Here is a 17,237-nt window from a genome sequence, read left to right as displayed (position 1 = left end):
GACGCGGGGCGGAGCCATTACCGCGTTGTTACTGGCCGCCCGGCGTGGGCTGCGTCAGCTTCGCCTCCGCGTCGACCGCCCGCTTCAGCGCCGCCTTGATCTCGTCCTGCGCCTTGCCGAAGGCCGCCCAGTCGCCGGCCTGCCTGGCCTTCTCGGCGTCCTCCACCGCCTTCTGCGCGTCGGCGAGCGCCGCCTTGACCGTCGGGTCCTGGCCCGCGGGCGGCGGCGTGGTGGTGCCTTCGCCCGGCGGCTGGGCCGGCGGTACGGGCGTGGTCGGCGCCTCGGCCCCGAAGACCACGTTCAACGCCTTCTCCAGCGTGTCCTCGAAGGCGGTCTGGCCGCCGTAGGTCACGAGTACCTTGCGCAGCAGCGGGTACTTGAGCCCCGAACTGCGCACGTACACGGGCTCCACGTAGAGCATTCCGCCGTCGAGCGGGACCGTGAGCAGGTTTCCGTACTCGACCTCCGAGTCGCCACCGCGCAGCAGGCGGATGGATTCGGCGATCTTCGGTTCGGACTGGAACTTGCTCTGGACCTGCTTGGGGCCGTCGACCGGCTTGCTGGTCGGCAGCTTCAGGACGCTGATCTTGCCGTAGTCCGGGGTGCCGGGATCGGCGTTGACCGCCATGAAGGCGCTCAGGTTGTCCCGCTCGTTCGGCGTGAAGGTCGTCGTGAGCGAGAAGACCTGGTCCTTCTCCGTCTGGCCCGGCAGCTTCATCGACAGGTAGTAGGGCGGAACCGCCGTACCGGCCTTGGTGGTCGGGTCGTCGGGGACGGCCCAGGCCTCACTGCCGCTGAGGAAGGTCTGCGGGTCGGTGACGTGGTAGCGGGTCAGCAGCTCGCGCTGGACCTTGAAGAGGTCCTGCGGGTAGCGCAGGTGGTCCATGAGCGCCTTGGAGATCTCGCTCTTGGGCTTCACCGTGCCCGGGAACGCCTTCATCCAGGTCTTGAGGACCGGGTCCTGGGTGTCCCACTGGTACAGGCTGACCGTGCCGTCGTACGCGTCGACCGTGGCCTTCACCGAGTTGCGGATGTAGTTGACCTGGTTCTCCTGGGCCACCACCGCGCGCTGGCTGTTGGTCAGCGAGTCCGCGGTGCTCTGGCCCAGCGTGGTGCGCGAGGCGTACGGGTAGCCGTTGGTCGTCGTGTAGGCGTCGACGATCCACTTGATCCGGCCGTCCACGACCGCCGGGTACGGCGCCCCGTCGATGGTCAGCCACGGCGCGACCGCCTCGACGCGGTCCTTGGGCGTGCGGTTGTAGAGGATCCGCGACCCGTCGCCGATGGCCCCGGAGTAGAGGATCTGCGGCTCGGAGAAGGTGAGCGCGTAGGCGGCCCGGTTGATCGGGTTGTCGAGGCTGACGCCGGAGCCGCCCCTGTAGCTGGTCTCCTTCTCGCCCTTCTGGTCGTCCGAGTAGTCGAGCTCCTTCTGCGGTCCGCCGACGATCGAGTACTGCTTCGTCTGCTCGCCGTAGTAGATGCGCTGCTCGAAGTCCGTGCCGAACATGCCCTTGGAGGGCAGGTCGGACTGGGTGAAGTCCGGAGCGCCCTGGTCACCGACGGTGGTGCCCTTGGCCGCGACCACGCCGTAGCCGTGCGTGTACTTGAAGTGGTCGTTGATCCAGTTGTTCTTCGGGATGCCGCCGATGTTCAGCTCGCGCAGCCCGATCACCGTGTCCTGGCCGCTGTACCGGTCCACGGCGAGCGTGGACGGGAAGGCGTAGTAGCCCTTGACCTGCTGGAGCTGCTGGAAGGCCGGCGAGACGATGTTCGGGTCGAGGAGGCGGATGCTGGCGGTCGTGTCGGCCGCCTTGCGCAGCTGGTTCTTGTCCGTGCCCGCGGCCGGTACGCCCGGGTAGTCCTTGACCTCGGAGCCGGCGATCCCGTAGGCGTCGCGCGTCGCCTTGATGTTCTTCTCGACGTACGGCGATTCCTTGGCCTGCTCGTTCGGCTGGACCTGGAACTTCTGCACGATCGCCGGATACAGCCCGCCGATCAGGATCGCCGAGAGCACCATCAGGCCGAAGCCGATGACGGGCAGCTGCCAGGTCCGGCGCCACAGCGTCGCGAAGAACAGCAGGGCGCAGATCGCGGCGATCGCGACGAGGATCGTCTTCGCCGGGAGGTACGCGTTCGCGTCGACGTAGCGCAGGCCGGTCCAGTTGTCCGCGGCCTTGAAGTCGCTGGACTTCACGGCGAGGCCGTACCGGTCGAGCCAGTACGCGACCGCCTTGAGGGTGACGAACAGGCCGAGCAGCACCGACAGGTGCCCGGTCGCCGCGGCGGTGGCCCGGGCGCCCGGGCTGGTCACGCGCAGTCCGCCGTACAGGTAGTGCACGACGGCCGCGGCGATCACCGACAGCACGACCGCGGCGAAGCCGAAGCCGAGCAGGAAGCGGTACCAGGGCAGGTCGAAGGTGTAGAAGGACACGTCCATGTCGAACTCGGGGTCCTTCTGCCCGAAGGGCACCCCGTTCACATACATCAGCCAGGTCTTCCACTGGCCGGCCGCCGACGCGCCCGCGATCAGGCCGACGAGCACGGAAATGCCCAGGAGCAGCCACTTCTTGTACGGGGCGACGCTCATCCGGTAGCGGTCGAGGCTCTGCTGCTCCATCGACATCGCGCTCAGCGGCGGACGCAGCCGGTGCGCCAGCCAGATGTTGAAGCCCACGGCCCCGGCCATCAGCAGGCCGAAGACGGCAAAGAGGCCGATCTTGGTCCACAGGGTGGTGGTGAAGACACCGGAGTACTTCACGGACCGGAACCAGAGCCAGTCCGTCCAGAAGCCCGCGAACATGATGAAGAGCATCGCCAGGACGGCCAGCACGCCCAGGGTCATGAGGAGAGTGCGGGCTCGCCGGGACGGGCGGCCGACTCTCATCCGTGGCCCGGAAGGGCCTCCGCCGCGGTCCGGCATCTGGAAAGCCAAGGTGCGCACCTCGAAAGTCGCTGTCTGGTAATGAACGGGCCCCGATCGTAGAGCCCACTCATGCAACTTACTGAGGCTTTGGTCAGTTCCCGGTATCCGGGGGAAAGGAGGCAGGATGTTGTCCATGTCCAACCTTCCCCCTTCCCCCGGCACTCCGATGGCGGCCAGCCCGCTGACCCGTGCCTGCCTCGAGATCGACGAGTACGCGGCCGGCCTCGGCTGGGACAAGCCCGCACGGCTGTTCGCGCTCGTCGACACCGCCCGGCTCAAGAAGCAGGAGCCGCGCCTGGCGGGCCAGCTCGGCCTCGACCAGGACGACGCCGGCAAGTCCTCCCTCACCCCCATCGAGCAGGAGGAGGTCCCGGCGGGGACCCCGCTCGACAAGTTCCTGGGCACCATCGCCTGGCCCGACGCCGTCGTCGGCTGCGCGCTGACGGTGGAGCGGCTGATGCTGCCGCCGTCCGCGGAGGCCTCCGTACCGGAGGGGCTGAGCGACAAGCAGCTGGCGAAGTGGGTGGCCGCGCACCCGGAGCGGCAGGAGGTCCGGCTGACCGTGGCCGTACTGCGCGACGGCTCGCGCGAGTCGGCCGTACGGCTGCGTGAGAAGGACTCCTCGACGGAGGTCCTCACCGGCGGGAACCTGGTGCCCGGGCTGGCGGAGGCGCTGGCGGCGACCTTCTCGTAGCCGCGCTGCCCGAGGGGGCGGACCGGTCAGGGCTTGGCGCTGCACTGCGGCAGCCCGGCCGGGTCCCCCTTGCTGATCTTCTCCAGTGCCTTCTCGGCGTCGTCGATGGTGGACACCTTCACCAGGGTCAGGCCGTCGGGCACGTGCCTGGCCGCCGAGGCGCAGTTCTCGGCGGGCGTCAGGAAGTACTCGGCGCCGGCCTTGCGGGCGCCGATCGTCTTCATCTGGATGCCGCCGATCGGGCCGACCTTGCCCGCGTCGTCGATGGTGCCGGTCCCTGCGACGAACTTGCCGCCGGTCAGGTCCTCCGGGGTCAGTTTGTCGACGATGCCCAGGGCGAACATCAGGCCGGCGCTGGGGCCGCCCACGTCGGCGAGCTTGATGTCGATCGTGAACGGGAAGGTGTGGTCGGTGCCGGCCCGGATGCCGACGATGGCGTGGCCGTCGCCCTCCGCCTTGGCGGCGGTGATCGCGACCTTGGTGGATCCGCTGGGCTCGCGGCTCGCCTTCGCCGCCTCGGCCGCCTCCGCGGCGGGCACGATGGTGAACTCGACCGGCTCGCCGGGCTTGTGCTTGGTGACGAGTTTGGCCACGTCCTCGGGGGCGGTGACGGGCGCACCGTCCACGGCCTTGATCACATCACCGGCGTGCAGCTTGCCGTCGGAGGGGCTGTCCTTGACCACGGAGGCGACGATGACGCGGGCGGTGACCGGGATGCCGAGCTGCTTCAGGGCCGCCACCTTGGCGCTCTGCTGCGACTGGCTGAACTCCTCGGCGTTCTCCTGGGTGGACTGCTCGTCCGTCTTGCCGTCGGGATAGAGGTTCTCGTGCGGCACGACGATGTTGTCGTCGGCCAGCCACCCGTACACCGCTTCCAGCAGGTTCATGTCGTAATCCGCGCCGGTGACGCGGACCGTCGTCATGTTGAGGTGACCGCTGGCCGGGTACGTCGTGCGCCCCGAGATGTTGAGGACGGGCTCGCCGTGCGAGTCCCCGAGGGTGTTCACGGTGGGGCCCGGGCTCATCTCCGAGTACGGGACCTTGATGAAGACGCCTGCGCAGAGCAGCGCGAACAGCACGAGGGTGGAAGCGAGCATCGTCGCGGTGCGGCGTGGCATGGATCCGACAGTACGGGACGGCCCTGACGGGCGGCCCCCGGGGCCGGTCCGTACGGGGCCCGCGGGCGAAACTCTCAGCTGCGTCTCAGGTGGGCCGCAGGGATTCTCACGGGACGCTCAGACGGCGTCGGAACCGGAGTGGGCCTCTACCTTCGCTCTGGTCTGTTCGGCCTTGTCTGCCTTGTCCATGGCTTCACGGAATCGCGCGTATCCGGCCAGCTCGGATATGTCGCCTTGTGTGCGGTCGCGAGCCGCCCAGCTACCCCATATCCCCGCGCCGATCGCGGCGAACAGCGGAATCAGCAACCACGCCAGAGACGCCATGGGCCTGCCTCCCTACCCCGAAGTGCGTACGTTTCGTTGTGGCTTCAACGCTGGTGCCCGGGAAGGGGTTACGCAAATCGAGGGCGTGTTGCGCGGCCGAACGGGTGGAGGCTATCCGTTGCCGGGGGCGCCTGCGCAGGCGGGGTGCGGCTTGGCCCTAGCAGGCTCCGACCCACTCCTCGGTGCCGTCGGCGAAGGTCTGGTGCTTCCAGATCGGAACCTCGTGCTTGAGGTCGTCGATCAGCATCCGGCAGGCGTCGAAGGCCTCGCCGCGGTGCGGGCAGGACACGGCGACGACGACCGCCAGGTCACCTACGGCGAGGTCGCCCACGCGGTGTACGGCGGCCAGCGCGCGGACCGGGTACTTGGCCACGACGCGCTCGGCCACCCGGCGCATCTCGGCCTCGGCCGTCGGGTGGCAGGAGTAGCCGAGCGAATCGACGTCCGCTCCGCTGTCGTGGTCGCGCACCGTGCCGACGAAGAGCGTCGTACCGCCCGTCGCATCGTCGCCGACGGCCTGGAAGACCTCGTCGATCGACAGCGGGGTCTCACGGATCGCGAGCAGCCGGATCGGGTCCGAAGCGGCCTGCTCGCCGGGGTGATCGAAGTGCGGTGCCATACCGTCCATCGTGCCCTAGCCGCTGACGCGGCGGAATAGCTGTTTCACCCGTGCCGCGACGCCCCGCTTGGGAGCCTCCTACAGGAAACCCCAGGTGGTACGCGCCTTTCGGCGGCGCAGGATCCGGCGCGGATCAGCGGCCCGTACGCCCCACCGCGCACCCAGGCGGAGTACATCCGGCCACGCGGGAAGGCGGGGCCCAGGCCCTTGCGGCCCGCACAAACACACCCAGGCGGGGCAAAAATCCAGCCTCGCCGGCGTTTGAGGCGCGGGGTCTGGGGCAGAGCCCCAGGAAGCCCGGGCACAGCCCGGGGCCGCTTGCGCGGCGGCGCCGCACCGGCCCGGCACCGGCCCGGCGGAGCTCAGAGGCCGCGCCGCTTGCGGGCCCGCCGGACCGCCGCGGCAGCACCCAGCAGGGCCACCGTGGCCCCCGCCGCCCCGGCAGCCGTCGCGGCGTCCTTGCGGCCCAGGCGGCGCCCCGCCACCGTGTGCCGCCCCGCGACCTCCTGCAGCAGCTCGGCCAGCACCTCCTCATTGGTCCAGCGCGGCCGCCAGCCCGCCGCGTGCAGCCCGCTGACGCTGACCACCCATGGGTGCATCGTGTACGCGAGGTCCCCGGCGGGAGACGGCGTCAGGCCGATCCGGTGCAGCCGGGCCGCGGCGCCCAGGGCGACCGCCGAGGGGAGTTCCATGCGGCGGATACCGCTCAGCTCCTCCACCTCCTCCTGCTCCAGCCACCCCTCGCAGCCCACCGCGAGCTCGCCCTCGACCTTCTCCAGGGCCGCGTACTCCAGCGCGCTGACCAGGTCCTCCACATGGCAGAACTGCCACGTCGGCCGGGATCCGGCGACCACGAGCAGCCGCGGGGACTCGAAGTAGCGGGTCAGGGCGGTGTCCGTGCCGCCGACCAGGACCGCCGGGCGGATCACCGTGACGTTGAGGCCGGGGTGCGCCCGCGGGGCCCGCCGCCCCAGCCGTTCGATCTCCAGCAGGTCCCCGACGCCCGTCGCCTCCGCGGTGGCCCGCAGCTCGGAGTCCTCCGAGAGCGGGATGTCGTTGTCGGGCAGGGCCCCGTAGACCATCGCGGAGGTGCACAGCACGACCCGGTGCACCCCGGCCGCCGCGGCGGCCGTGAGCACCGTCTGGGTCCCGCGCACGTTGTACGCCGTACGGGCCGCCGGGTCGGTCTCCAGGTCCAGGTCGAGGGCGAGGTGCACGACGACGTCCGCGCCCCGCAGCTTCTCGGCGATCGCGGGGTCCCGTACGTCCAGGACGTGCCACAGCGCGGCCGGGCAGTCCCCGCGCCGCTCGTCGATCGCCACGACCTGCTTGACCTCGTCGGAGGCGGCCAGGCGGCTCACCAGGGCCGCGCCCACTCCCGTCGCGGCGCCGGTCACGGCGATCACGGGGCCTCGCGCGGCCGGGTTTCGCGGCTGGCGAACGCCGTGGGCGCTGTCGCCGTGTTCGGGGCGGGTTTCGGGGTCGAGCGGCGCACTGCGCTCATCCGAAAGGTGCGGATCTGGGGAACTCACCGGGCGTCTCCAGCGGTTGTCTTCAGTAGGGACGCGCCGTGACGCGTACCCACCAGGTGATGTCCATCCTGCCGCAGCCCGGGAGTCGGCGGAGCACCGAGCCCGCAAGCGGGTGGGGTGTCTACGCTTGGTGTGTTGTCGGACCATCGCCCGCCGGCTCCCGCCGGCGGCCCTACGAGCCGAGGAAACCCGTGAGCGACACCCCATTCGGATTCGGCCTTCCGCCGGAGGAGCCGGACAACGGCGACGAAGGCAAGAAGAAGGGCAATGAGGGCGGCCAGGGCGGCCCGGCGAATCCGTTCGGGTTCCCCGGCATGGGCCTGCCGGGCGGCGCGGGGGGTCCCGGCGGCGCGGACAATCCGTTCGCCGCGATGTTCGGTGCGATGAACCCGAACGACCTCGGTGCGGCCTTCCAGCAGCTCGGCCAGATGCTCAGCTACGAGGGCGGTCCCGTGAACTGGGACATGGCCAAGGACATCGCCCGCCAGACCGTCGCGCAGGGCACTGCGGACGGCGTGAAGGACACCAGCGTCGGCATCGCCGAGAAGTCCGCGGTGGAAGAGGCCGTGCGCCTCGCCGACCACTGGCTGGACGGCGTGACCTCGCTGCCCTCGGGCGCCAACACCGCCGTGGCGTGGAGCCGCGCCGAGTGGGTCGAGGCGACCCTGCCGGTGTGGAAGGAGCTCGTGGACCCGGTCGCGGAGCGGGTCGGCGCGGCCATGGGCGGCGTGCTGCCCGAGGAGATGCAGGCCATGGCGGGCCCGCTGCTCGGGATGATGCGCTCCATGGGCGGGGCCATGTTCGGGCAGCAGATCGGGCAGGCCGTGGGTGTGCTCGCGGGCGAGGTCGTCGGCTCCACCGACATCGGACTGCCGCTGGGCCCGGCCGGCAAGGCCGCGCTGCTGCCCCTGAACATCGAGGCCTTCGGCAAGGACCTGGGCGTGCCCCCGGAGGAGGTGCGGCTGTACCTGGCGCTGCGCGAGGCGGCGCACGCCCGCCTCTTCGCACACGTGCCGTGGCTGCGCTCGCACCTGTTCGGCACGGTCGAGGGTTACGCCCGCGGCATCAAGGTCGACACCTCGAAGCTGGAGGACGTGGTCGGCCAGATCGACCCGTCGAATCCGGAGCAGCTCCAGGAGGCGCTCCAGGGCGGCATGTTCCAGCCGCAGGACACCCCGGAGCAGAAGGCCGCGCTGGCCCGCCTGGAGACGGCGCTCGCGCTGGTCGAGGGCTGGGTGGACGCGGTCGTGCACGAGGCGGCCAAGCCCCGGCTGACCTCGGCCGACGCCATGCGCGAGACCATGCGCCGGCGGCGCGCCTCGGGCGGCCCGGCGGAGCAGACCTTCGCGACGCTGATCGGCCTGGAGCTGCGGCCGCGCCGGCTGCGCGACGCCTCGCGGCTGTGGGCCTCCCTGACCGACGCGCGCGGTGTCGACGGCCGCGACGGGCTGTGGGAGCACCCGGACATGCTGCCGACCGCCTCCGACCTGGACGACCCGGACGGCTTCGTGCACCGCGAGCACCTGGACTTCTCGGAGCTGGACAAGATGCTCGGCGAGGCCGCCGAGAAGCGCGAAGAGGACGGCGACGAGAAGAAGTGAGACTGCACGACGACGCGGTCCTCGTACTGAAGGCCTACGAGGACCAGCCGGAGCTGCGCGACCTCTACCTGGAGCACCTGGCGTCCCATCCGGACGGGGTCTACAAGCCCTGCCAGGCCGGGCACGTCACGGGCAGCGCGCTGGTGATCGACCCCGAGCGGGGGCGCGTCCTGCTGACCCTGCACAAGAAGCTCGGCATGTGGCTGCAGATGGGCGGCCACTGCGAGGCCGGCGACGCGACGCTGGCGGATGTGGCGCTGCGCGAGGCCCGCGAGGAGTCGGGCATCGCCTCCGGGCTGACGCTGCTCGCGGGCGGCCCGGTGCGCCTGGACCGGCATCCGATCCCGGCGCCCTGCAACTGGCACCTGGACGTGCAGTACGCGGCACTGGCCCCGGCCGGTGCGCGGGCGGAGATCAGCGAGGAGTCCCTGGACCTGCGCTGGTTCCCGTACGAGGAGGTGGCGGCGGTGGCCGACACCTCGGTCGTGCGGCTGGTGGAGGCGACCCTGGCGCGGCTGGGGGCACAAGGGCCTCAGGGCGTGACGGCGTAACCGCGTGGCATGGCGAAGGGGCGGTCCCTGCTCGGGACCGCCCCTTCGCCGCGCCTCCCGGAACGGCTAGTTCCAGGCGTTGTTCTGGTTCTGCGCGTGGGAGCCGTGCTGGCCCATGCCGAACTGGGCCGCGACGCCCTGGCCGAGCTGGGCGTTCTGCGGCGGCAGCACCTCGCTGGGCTGCACCAGTGCGAAGCCGGTGCCGAGGAAGCTCAGCTCCCAGCCCTCGCCGGTGTTGCCGCGCCGGCGCCAGACGCCGCTGGAGTGCGTCTGGGCCTGCATCTGCACCCGCAGGTTGGTGGACCAGGCGACGATGGCGTCCGCGTCGGCGTTGACGTACTTGTCGGGCGTGACCTGCATCATCAGCGGCTGTCCGGAGGTCATCAGCGCGACCTTGCCGCGGCCGGTGATGTTGAGCTGGTACTTGCCGGACCCGGAGATTCCGTACTGGCTGTCCACCGCGATGACCTCGTGGTGCAGGGTGGAGTCCAGAGCCAGGACGTAGCTGCTGTCGACGGTCAGGCCGTCCTGGTCCACGTCCACGATGTGCACGTACTGGGCCAGGTTGGCCAAGTAGACCGTGCCCTGCCCGGAGCAGCGCATGAGGTCCAGGCCCTCGCCGGTGCGGCGGCGGGCGCCCCGCTGGGTGGTGGACTGGTACTCGCCGTCGAAGTCGACGATCCCCTGGTAGGCGACCATTGCGCCCTTCCGGGCGAGGACGTCGTCGGAGCCGCTCAGCGTGACCCGCAGCATCTGCGGGTTCTGGACGGCGTACCGCTCCTGCGACTGCGCCTCGGCGTGGGCGAAAAGTGAACTCTGCATGGTGTGCCTTCTCCCCCTCAGCCCCGGGCCCGGAGCCGGTCGGTGCTGTCCTCGCTGGGCTGTACGACGACGATGCCCTGGCCGGAGAAGGCCATCTGGTAGGCCTCCCCGCTGCCCCGGCCGATCATCGACGAGGCCTTGAAGCTGCGCTTTCCCTTGACCTTGAGGTTCGGCGACCACGCGACGAGCGCGTCGGGGTCGACGTACGTCTCGTCCTCGCCGCGGCCGCAGTCGACGACGATCGGGGTGCCGCGGGAGGTGATCGCGACCCAGCCGGTGCCCGCGATCTGTACGTTGAACAGGCCCTGGCCGGCGAACTTGGCGAGGCCCTTGACCCGCTCGACGCCCCACTGGAGGTGCGCGTCGAAGGCGAGCAGGTTGGTGCCGTTGACCGAGAGCGAGTCGTTGTTGAGGTTGATGACGACGACGTCGGCGCCGTAGTCGGCGAGGTAGAGCAGGCCGTCGCCGGTGCACTTCATCAGCGGTGCGCCTTCGCCGGTGAGCCACTGCGAGGCCATCTGGCGGACGGCCGGCGGATTGGGCTCGTACTGGACGAAGCCCTCGTAGGCGACCATCGAGCCGGTGCGGGCGAAGAGGTCCTGGCCGCTCTGCATGGCGACCTTGAGCATGGCCCGGCCGTGGTTCTCCATGCGGGCCGTGACGGGGGTCGGGGCGTAGCCCGCGAGCTGCTGGTTCATTGCGTTCATGTCGGGCTCCCTCAGACCTCGTACGGCTGGACGACGATGAAGTTGCCGGGAGCGCCGCGGAACTGGAGGTTCACGGTCTCCCCGCTGTGGCCGGGGTAGGCGTTGCGCCGGAGCCGGACCTGGCTGGAGATGATCACCTGGGAGGCGGCCGACCACGCGACGATGGCGTTGCTGTCCGCGAAGGTGGTCGGGGTGACGGGGAGGACGACCGGGACGCCGTTCGTCTTGACGATCACCGTGCCCGTGCCCTGGAACTGCATGGTGAACAGGGCGCCGCCGGGGATGCCGTGGCCCTCGATGCGGCGGACCTCGTGCTGGAGCGACTCGTCGAAGGCGAGGACGGCCTCGGCGGAGACGCAGATTCCGTCGCCCTGAAGCTCGATGGCGTGCAGGTGCGCGCCGTTCTCGGCGAGGAAGAGCTGGCCGCGGCCGGTGCAGCGCATGAGCTGCATCTCCTGGCCGGTGGCGTTGCCGACGACGCGGCCGGCGAAGCCCGCGCCCTTGTAGCTGAAGTCGACCTTGCCCTGGTAGAGGACCATGCTGCCCTGGCGGGCGAGGACGGCCTGGCCGCCCATGGCCAAGTCGACCCGCATGAGCTGCTGGTTCTGCGGGGTCCAGCGGGTGCCGGTGGGGGCTTCCTTGTACGGCTGGAGGGCCGCGGCGAGACCGGCCGAGGCGGGGGCCGCGGCCTGCGGGGCGTAGCCGGGCTGTTGGCCGTACGGCGGCTGCTGGCCCGGGACCTGACCGGGGAACTGGCCGTAGCCCGGCTGCTGCCCGTAGGGCGCGGGGGCCGGGGCGGGCGGGGGGACCTGGCCCGGGTACTGGCCGGGTGCCTGGCCGTACGGGGGCTGCTGCTGGGGCGGCTGGCCGTAGGGCGCGGGGGCCGGCGGGGCCAGCGGCGCGGCCATGGTGGGCGCGGTGTGCTGCTGGTACGCCTGCGGCTGCGGTACGGGGGCCTGGGGAGCCTGCGGGGCTGGGGCGGGCGCGCCGAAGTTCGGAGCGGGTGCCGGGGCCGGGGCGTGTGGGGCCGGGGCGTGTGGGGCCGGGGCGCCGAAGTTCGGAGCGGGTGCCGGGCCCGGGCCCGGGGCGGCCGCCTGCGGCGGCGGGGCGAACCCGGGCGAGGCCGCTGCCTGCGGCGGGACCTGCTGCTGCGGCTGCTGCTCCTCGGCGACCTCGCCGCCGAAGTTCTTCAGCAGTGCGTCGAGCCCGCCGTCGAAGCCCTGGCCGACGGCCGCGAAGCGCCAGACGTCCTTGAGGTAGAAGTCGCCGAGCATGACGGCCCGCTCGGTGGTGAACTCCGAGCCGTTGAAGGCGTACCGGACGACCTCTTCGCCGCCCGCGACGATCCGGATGTAGCCCGGCCCGATCTGCGACATCTGCCCGGCGCCGTCGATGGTGGCGGTGAAGGACAGCTTGTGGATGGAGGCCGGAACACGGTCCAGGGTCACCCGGAAGGATTCGGTGTCGCCGGACTGGGCGCCGAGCTGCTGGATGGACTCCTCGGGCGACTTCGGCTGGTTGAAGAAGATGAAGTAGCGGTCGTCCGACAGCTGCTCGTTCACGTCCAGCCCGAAACAGCTGATGTCGAAGGTGAGTCCGGGCCCGGCGATCTGCACGCCCACGTACAGATCGGTGCCCGCTGTCAGATCACTGATCTTGGCCTTGTGGCCGCGTTGGAATTCCCTGGCCATACGTAACGACCGTCCCCCATCCCGACTGTGAATACTGCCGCTCAGGCTAACGGCAACTGCCGACATCCGGCCAAGCCGGTACCGACCCGGTACATATCACGCTGTGTCACTCGGGGTTATTCGTCGCGGGCGGCGGGCACTTTCGGCAGCCTCTCGGCCCCGACCACGCCCTCCAGGTAGCCGCGGGCCCGCTCGGTGCGCGGGTAGGCCTCCAGCAGCTCCCAGAAGCGGGGGCCGTGGCCGGGCACGAGGAGGTGCGCCAGCTCGTGCAGGAGTACGTAGTCGACGACGTACTCCGGCATTCCCTGGAGGCGGTGCGAGAGCCGGATGCTGCCCTCGGCAGGGGTGCAGGAGCCCCAGCGGGTGTTCTGGTTGGTGACCCAGCGGACCGAGCGGGGGCGGGCGCGGCCGCTGAAGTACTGGTCGGACAAACGCTCGGCGCGCTGGGTGAGTTCCGCGTCCCCGAGGGTGCGCTTGCTCTCCTGGGCGGCCAGCTTGTCGAGCATGACGCCCACCCAGCGCTGCTCTTCGGCCTCCGACATCCGGGCAGGGATGAGGACGACCGTACGGTCACCCTCGCGGTAGGCGGATACGGTCCTGCGGCGGCGCGCGCTCCGGCGGACTTCTACGGCGCGCTGCGATGGGTCGGCGGACACCACACGACCGTACCCGGTAGCCGTGGCCGAAGTCCCGCGCGTCCAGGGTTCGAACATGATCGATTCACCGTGGGCACACGGAACACCTCTTTTCTCCATCTCATATGCCTAATACCCCTCGCCTGTGGACAAATTCCTGCACGCATTTCGACGGGCGTGCACTGTGGCGGAGGAACGGAGAACGCGAAGGAAATCGGGAGCGGGGGACTGCCATGTATCCAAAGGTGAAGCCGGCACTGGCACGGGCCTGGCGCGATATGCAGACGGTGCAGTTCGGGGTGACCCCCGCGCACGCGGTGGTGCTCGGTCCCGTCGACACGGCGACGGGCGCGCTCATCGACCGCATCGACGGGACGCGGGGGATGGACCTGCTGCGGGCGGACGCCTCGGGGATGGGGCTGCCCGACGGCCAGGCCGACGAACTGGTCCGGCGGTTGGCGGGGGCCGGGCTGCTCGACGACGCCACCGCGGGCGGCCCGCGGGCCCAGGCCGTGCGCAAGCGGCCGGAGGCCCTGGAGCGGCTGGCGCCCGATCTGGGCTCGCTGTCGCTGGTCCACCGGGAGCCGGGCGGTGACTTGCGGGGTATGGCCGCGCGCCGGGCGATACGGGTCCAGGTGCGCGGGAGCGGCCGCGTCGGCGCTCTGATCGCCGCGGTCCTGGCGGGAGCCGGCGTGGGCGGGGTCGATGTGCTCGACGGGGGCCGGGTGGAGCCGGCGGATGTGGCCCCGGGCGGGCTGGGGGCCGGGAGTGTGGGCCGGCTGCGGGCCGAGGCCGCGGGGAAGCTGGTGCGCGAGTCCGCCCCGGCCCGCGCCCCGCGGGCCGGGGAGGGCGGGGGGCCGGAGCCCGGGCTCGCTTTGGTGGTGGTCGCGCCGCGCGACGGGCTGCAGGCCTGGGCCCCGGATCCGGACACCGCCGCCGGCTGGGTCGCCACGGGCATCCCGCACCTGTACGCAGGGGTGCTGGAGGGCACCGGGCTGGTGGGACCGCTGGTCCTGCCGGGGGCGACGGCCTGCGCGGGGTGCATGGAGCGTGACCGGGTGGACCTGGATCCGGCTTGGCCGCGGATGCTGGTGCAGTGGCGCTCGGCCCACCGCCGAAGAGCCGATGCCGCCTGCGACCTGGGCCTGTCCACCGCGGTGGCCGGCCTGGCCGCGGCCCACGCGCTGTCCTTCCTCGACGGCGAACTGCCCGCGTCCACCGCCTCCCGCTGGGAGGCCGCCCTCCCGGCTCTCCACTGGGAGCCGAACCCCCTGCGCGCCCACCCCGACTGCCCGTGCGGGGCGAGCGCCGACGGTCCAGCGGCGCTGGAGCGGTCGGGAGGAGGATCGGGAGCGGATCGGCCGGGAGGGCCATGACAGGATGCTGGGGGCTGTCGGATCACCGGAGCCCTTCCTGAAACCGCCGCTTGCGGCGCAGCTGTCTGGGAATTGGAGGGGCATATGTCTGATCTTCCCCGGAAGGCGGTCACCCGTACCGTCAGGCTGGCCGCACTACCGCTCGGCTTCGCGGGTCGGGCCACGTGGGGGCTGGGCAAGCGGATCGGCGGCAAGTCCGCGGAGATCGTGGCGCGCGAGCTTCAGAACCGCACCGCCGAGCAGCTGTTCCGGACGCTCGGGGAGCTGAAGGGCGGTGCCATGAAGTTCGGGCAGGCCCTGTCGGTCTTCGAGTCGGCGCTGCCCGAGGAGGTCGCGGGCCCCTACCGGGCGGCGCTGACCAAGCTTCAGGAGGCGGCGCCGCCACTGCCCACGTCCACCGTGCACCAGGTGCTGGCCGACCGGCTCGGTGCGGACTGGCGGGATCTCTTCGAGGAGTTCGAGGACAAGCCGGCCGCGGCGGCCTCCATCGGCCAGGTGCACCGGGCGGTGTGGCACGACGGCCGGCAGGTGGCGGTCAAGGTCCAGTACCCGGGGGCCGGCGAGGCGCTGTTGTCGGATCTGAAGCAGCTGGGCCGGTTCGCGGGGCTGTTGGGGCCGCTGATACCCGGCATGGAGATCAAGCCGCTGATCAAGGAGTTGCGCGACCGGGTCGAGGAGGAGCTCGACTACGAGCTGGAGGCGGAGGCCCAGCGCACGCACGCGGACGCGTTCGCGGGTGACCCGGACGTGGTCGTACCGGATGTCGTGCACCAGGGCGACCAGGTGCTGGTGACCGAGTGGATGGAGGGGACCCCGCTGTCGGAGGTCATAGCCGACGGCTCGCAGGAGGAGCGCGACCGTGCCGGACAGCTGCTGGCCCGGTTCCTCTTCTCCGGCCCCGCGCGCACCGGGCTGCTGCACGCGGACCCGCACCCGGGCAATTTCCGGCTGCTATCCGGGCCGGACGGCCGGATGCAGCTGGGGGTCCTGGACTTCGGCACGGTGGACCGGCTGCCCGGCGGCTGGCCCAAGCCCATCGGCCGGTCGCTGCGGATGACGCTGGACGGTGACGCCGAGGGGGTCTACGGGCACCTGCGCGCCGAGGGGTTCGTGAAGGAGTCCATCGATCTGGACCCCGACGCGGTGCTGGGCTACCTCAAGCCGATCATCGAGCCCGCCGAGGCCGAGGAGTTCACCTTCACCCGGCCGTGGCTGCGCGGGCAGGCGGCGCGGATCGCCGATCCCCGCTCCCCCGCACACCAGTTGGGCCGGCAGATCAACCTGCCGCCCTCCTACCTGCTGATCCACCGGGTGACGCTGAGCACCATCGGCGTGCTGTGCCAGCTGGGCGCGACCGTGCGGCTGCGGGACGAACTGGACTCCTGGCTGCCGGGGTTCCCCTCCGAGGAGTAACCGGCGCGGAGTGGAGTGACGGACGCGGAGCTACCGGCGCGCATGAGGGCGTGCCGGGCAGGCACGGCGTGCTGGCATGCGGGGATGGGCGCGGGCGGGGGGAGGGGCGGGGGGCTCACCACCAGGAGGAGTCGAGCCTGCCCTCGATCGCCCGGAGGTTGGCCCGGGCGCAGTCGACGCAGAAGAACTGTCGCGTCCCGTTCTCCACGGAGCAGGTCCAGGTGGGCGGGGGGCCGTTGGGAGACTGTGTGCCGCAGCGCGCGCAGACGACGGGCTGGGCCTCCGGTCCCGGAGGGGCGGGGTGGGGAGTCGGCTGGTCCACCTCCAAGACGATATCCCCGTCAGGGGTGGACTGCCCTGCGCAACGCACCGGGGGGACCGGTCCGTTCGTTCGGACCGGTCCCCCCGGGGAGCTTCTTCTCGGCTGGTNNTGCGGCGGGCGGCCAGCAGGCGCAGGGCGTGACGCTCGGCGTCGGCCTCACGCATGCGGTCGTCCATATGGGCACGGGCCAGGGCTTCTTGGATGAGTTGCATTTCGCGGGTCCTGTTCTGACGCGAGGTGATCGCGCCGGCGGTGATGAAGGCTGCGTGGGCGGAGCCGTGCGGCTGCTCGCTCGTGGTGTCGGGGGTCATGAGGGCCTGCTTCAGGGGGTCGTGCGTGAGGGGGCGGTCGATGGTTCCGTTGGCGGTCATGCCGCGACAACCGGGTTCTTGCGCGGACGGCCACGCGGACGCTTCCGGGCCACGACGACACCCTGGACGAAGAGCTCGCCGCCCCAGACGCCCCAGGGCTCGCGGCGCTCGGTCGCCCCGGCGAGGCAGGCCTCGACCAGCGGGCAGGTCCGGCACAGGGACTTGGCGTACTCCACGTCGGCCGGGGACTCGGCGAAGAAGACCTCGGGGTCGAAGGTGCGGCACGGAACCGGGACGCCGAGGTTCTCGATGGCGTCGTCGAGCGCGGTCAGCGCGGTGAGCGGGGTCAAGGCGTGGTCCTCCGGGACTGCGGGCGGGGAGATCGTTTGGGTCTGCGGTACGGACGGGGCGTGCGCTTCGAGTTGCACGGTGGTTTCTTCCTCGTCTGGGTCGGCTAGTCGTTCCGGCCGGTCGGCCGGGTTCGGCTGGGCTTCGTTCTCACACCGACTGGTAATGCCAGTCCCGAGGCGCCTTCCCTGCGTCGTCCCCGTTCGGGGACAAACAGAAGGGCCGCGGATCCCGGGTGGGGTTCCGCGGC

16 protein-coding genes and 1 pseudogene are annotated in these 17,237 nt (G+C 71.3%); 5 read left to right on the top strand and 12 right to left on the bottom strand.

What is annotated here, in order from left to right; genetic code table 11:
- Positions 1 to 28: 28 nt before the first annotated feature.
- Positions 29 to 2,920: a UPF0182 family protein gene (locus J7E94_RS08010; protein ID WP_251056321.1), complete on the bottom strand. Its 2,892-nt coding sequence runs from the start codon at positions 2,918 to 2,920 to the stop codon at positions 29 to 31.
- A 127-nt stretch (positions 2,921 to 3,047) separates the two neighbouring features.
- Here J7E94_RS08010 and J7E94_RS08005 point away from each other — a divergent pair, with 127 nt between their 5' ends.
- The gene (locus J7E94_RS08005; RefSeq protein ID WP_251056313.1) at positions 3,048 to 3,617 is read left to right on the top strand and encodes a PPA1309 family protein; all 570 of its coding nucleotides are present in this window, start codon (positions 3,048 to 3,050) and stop codon (positions 3,615 to 3,617) included.
- A 26-nt stretch (positions 3,618 to 3,643) separates the two neighbouring features.
- Here the strand turns inward: J7E94_RS08005 and J7E94_RS08000 are convergent, their stop codons facing one another.
- The 4 genes from J7E94_RS08000 to J7E94_RS07985 all read right to left on the bottom strand — a co-directional run bounded on the left by J7E94_RS08000 (position 3,644) and on the right by J7E94_RS07985 (position 7,210).
- Entirely contained in the window at positions 3,644 to 4,735 is a 1,092-nt protein-coding gene (locus J7E94_RS08000) for a PDZ domain-containing protein (RefSeq protein WP_215013602.1), read from the bottom strand.
- A 117-nt stretch (positions 4,736 to 4,852) separates the two neighbouring features.
- The gene (locus tag J7E94_RS07995) at positions 4,853 to 5,059 is read right to left on the bottom strand and encodes a hypothetical protein (RefSeq protein ID WP_215013601.1); all 207 of its coding nucleotides are present in this window, start codon (positions 5,057 to 5,059) and stop codon (positions 4,853 to 4,855) included.
- A 157-nt stretch (positions 5,060 to 5,216) separates the two neighbouring features.
- A complete protein-coding gene (locus J7E94_RS07990; protein ID WP_215013600.1) occupies positions 5,217 to 5,678 on the bottom strand; it encodes a molybdenum cofactor biosynthesis protein MoaE in 462 nt (153 codons plus the stop codon).
- 362 nt (positions 5,679 to 6,040) lie between these two features.
- On the bottom strand, positions 6,041 to 7,210 hold the full coding sequence (locus J7E94_RS07985; protein ID WP_215013599.1) for an SDR family oxidoreductase: 1,170 nt from the start codon (positions 7,208 to 7,210) through the stop codon (positions 6,041 to 6,043).
- A gap of 191 nt (positions 7,211 to 7,401) precedes the next feature.
- Here J7E94_RS07985 and J7E94_RS07980 point away from each other — a divergent pair, with 191 nt between their 5' ends.
- Together J7E94_RS07980 and J7E94_RS07975 are read left to right on the top strand one after the other, a co-directional pair.
- Entirely contained in the window at positions 7,402 to 8,811 is a 1,410-nt protein-coding gene (locus J7E94_RS07980) for a zinc-dependent metalloprotease (RefSeq protein ID WP_215013598.1), read from the top strand.
- Entirely contained in the window at positions 8,808 to 9,362 is a 555-nt protein-coding gene (locus J7E94_RS07975) for an NUDIX hydrolase (protein WP_215013597.1), read from the top strand. The genes J7E94_RS07980 and J7E94_RS07975 overlap by 4 nt, the downstream gene beginning before the upstream one ends.
- A gap of 66 nt (positions 9,363 to 9,428) precedes the next feature.
- Here J7E94_RS07975 and J7E94_RS07970 read toward each other — a convergent pair whose 3' ends face one another.
- The 4 genes from J7E94_RS07970 to J7E94_RS07955 all read right to left on the bottom strand — a co-directional run bounded on the left by J7E94_RS07970 (position 9,429) and on the right by J7E94_RS07955 (position 13,241).
- Entirely contained in the window at positions 9,429 to 10,184 is a 756-nt protein-coding gene (locus tag J7E94_RS07970; protein ID WP_215013596.1) for an AIM24 family protein, read from the bottom strand.
- Positions 10,185 to 10,201: 17 nt separating this feature from the next.
- On the bottom strand, positions 10,202 to 10,882 hold the full coding sequence (locus J7E94_RS07965) for an AIM24 family protein (protein WP_215013626.1): 681 nt from the start codon (positions 10,880 to 10,882) through the stop codon (positions 10,202 to 10,204).
- Positions 10,883 to 10,902: 20 nt separating this feature from the next.
- Positions 10,903 to 12,582 carry a TerD family protein gene (locus J7E94_RS07960; RefSeq protein ID WP_215013594.1) on the bottom strand — a complete coding sequence of 560 codons (1,680 nt, stop codon included), beginning with the start codon at positions 12,580 to 12,582 and terminating at the stop codon, positions 10,903 to 10,905.
- A gap of 116 nt (positions 12,583 to 12,698) precedes the next feature.
- Positions 12,699 to 13,241: a M48 family metallopeptidase gene (locus J7E94_RS07955; protein WP_215013625.1), complete on the bottom strand. Its 543-nt coding sequence runs from the start codon at positions 13,239 to 13,241 to the stop codon at positions 12,699 to 12,701.
- 209 nt (positions 13,242 to 13,450) lie between these two features.
- On the opposite strand from J7E94_RS07955, the gene J7E94_RS07950 reads away from it, so the two are divergent.
- Positions 13,451 to 14,593: a ThiF family adenylyltransferase gene (locus tag J7E94_RS07950; RefSeq protein WP_215013592.1), complete on the top strand. Its 1,143-nt coding sequence runs from the start codon at positions 13,451 to 13,453 to the stop codon at positions 14,591 to 14,593.
- An 84-nt stretch (positions 14,594 to 14,677) separates the two neighbouring features.
- Entirely contained in the window at positions 14,678 to 16,006 is a 1,329-nt protein-coding gene (locus tag J7E94_RS07945; RefSeq protein ID WP_215013590.1) for an AarF/ABC1/UbiB kinase family protein, read from the top strand.
- Between the two features lie 115 nt (positions 16,007 to 16,121).
- On the opposite strand, the gene J7E94_RS07940 is transcribed toward J7E94_RS07945, so the two are convergent.
- From J7E94_RS07940 to J7E94_RS07935, 3 genes and pseudogenes are all read right to left on the bottom strand, one after another.
- Positions 16,122 to 16,328, bottom strand: a complete 207-nt coding sequence (locus tag J7E94_RS07940; RefSeq protein WP_215013588.1) for a hypothetical protein — start codon at positions 16,326 to 16,328, stop codon at positions 16,122 to 16,124.
- A gap of 92 nt (positions 16,329 to 16,420) precedes the next feature.
- A pseudogene (locus tag J7E94_RS34305) lies at positions 16,421 to 16,699 on the bottom strand (hypothetical protein); the annotation flags it as partial.
- Complete coding sequence (locus J7E94_RS07935) at positions 16,696 to 17,067, bottom strand: WhiB family transcriptional regulator (RefSeq protein ID WP_215013586.1); 372 nt, start codon at positions 17,065 to 17,067, stop codon at positions 16,696 to 16,698. The pseudogene J7E94_RS34305 and the gene J7E94_RS07935, both read right to left, overlap by 4 nt.
- Positions 17,068 to 17,237 lie beyond the last annotated feature (170 nt).

This window comes from Streptomyces sp. ISL-94, from assembly GCF_018614075.1.
GTDB lineage: Bacteria > Actinomycetota > Actinomycetes > Streptomycetales > Streptomycetaceae > Streptomyces.
The sequence above is the reverse complement of the archived record's forward strand: the minus strand, read 5'-3'. Positions and strand labels throughout refer to the sequence as shown.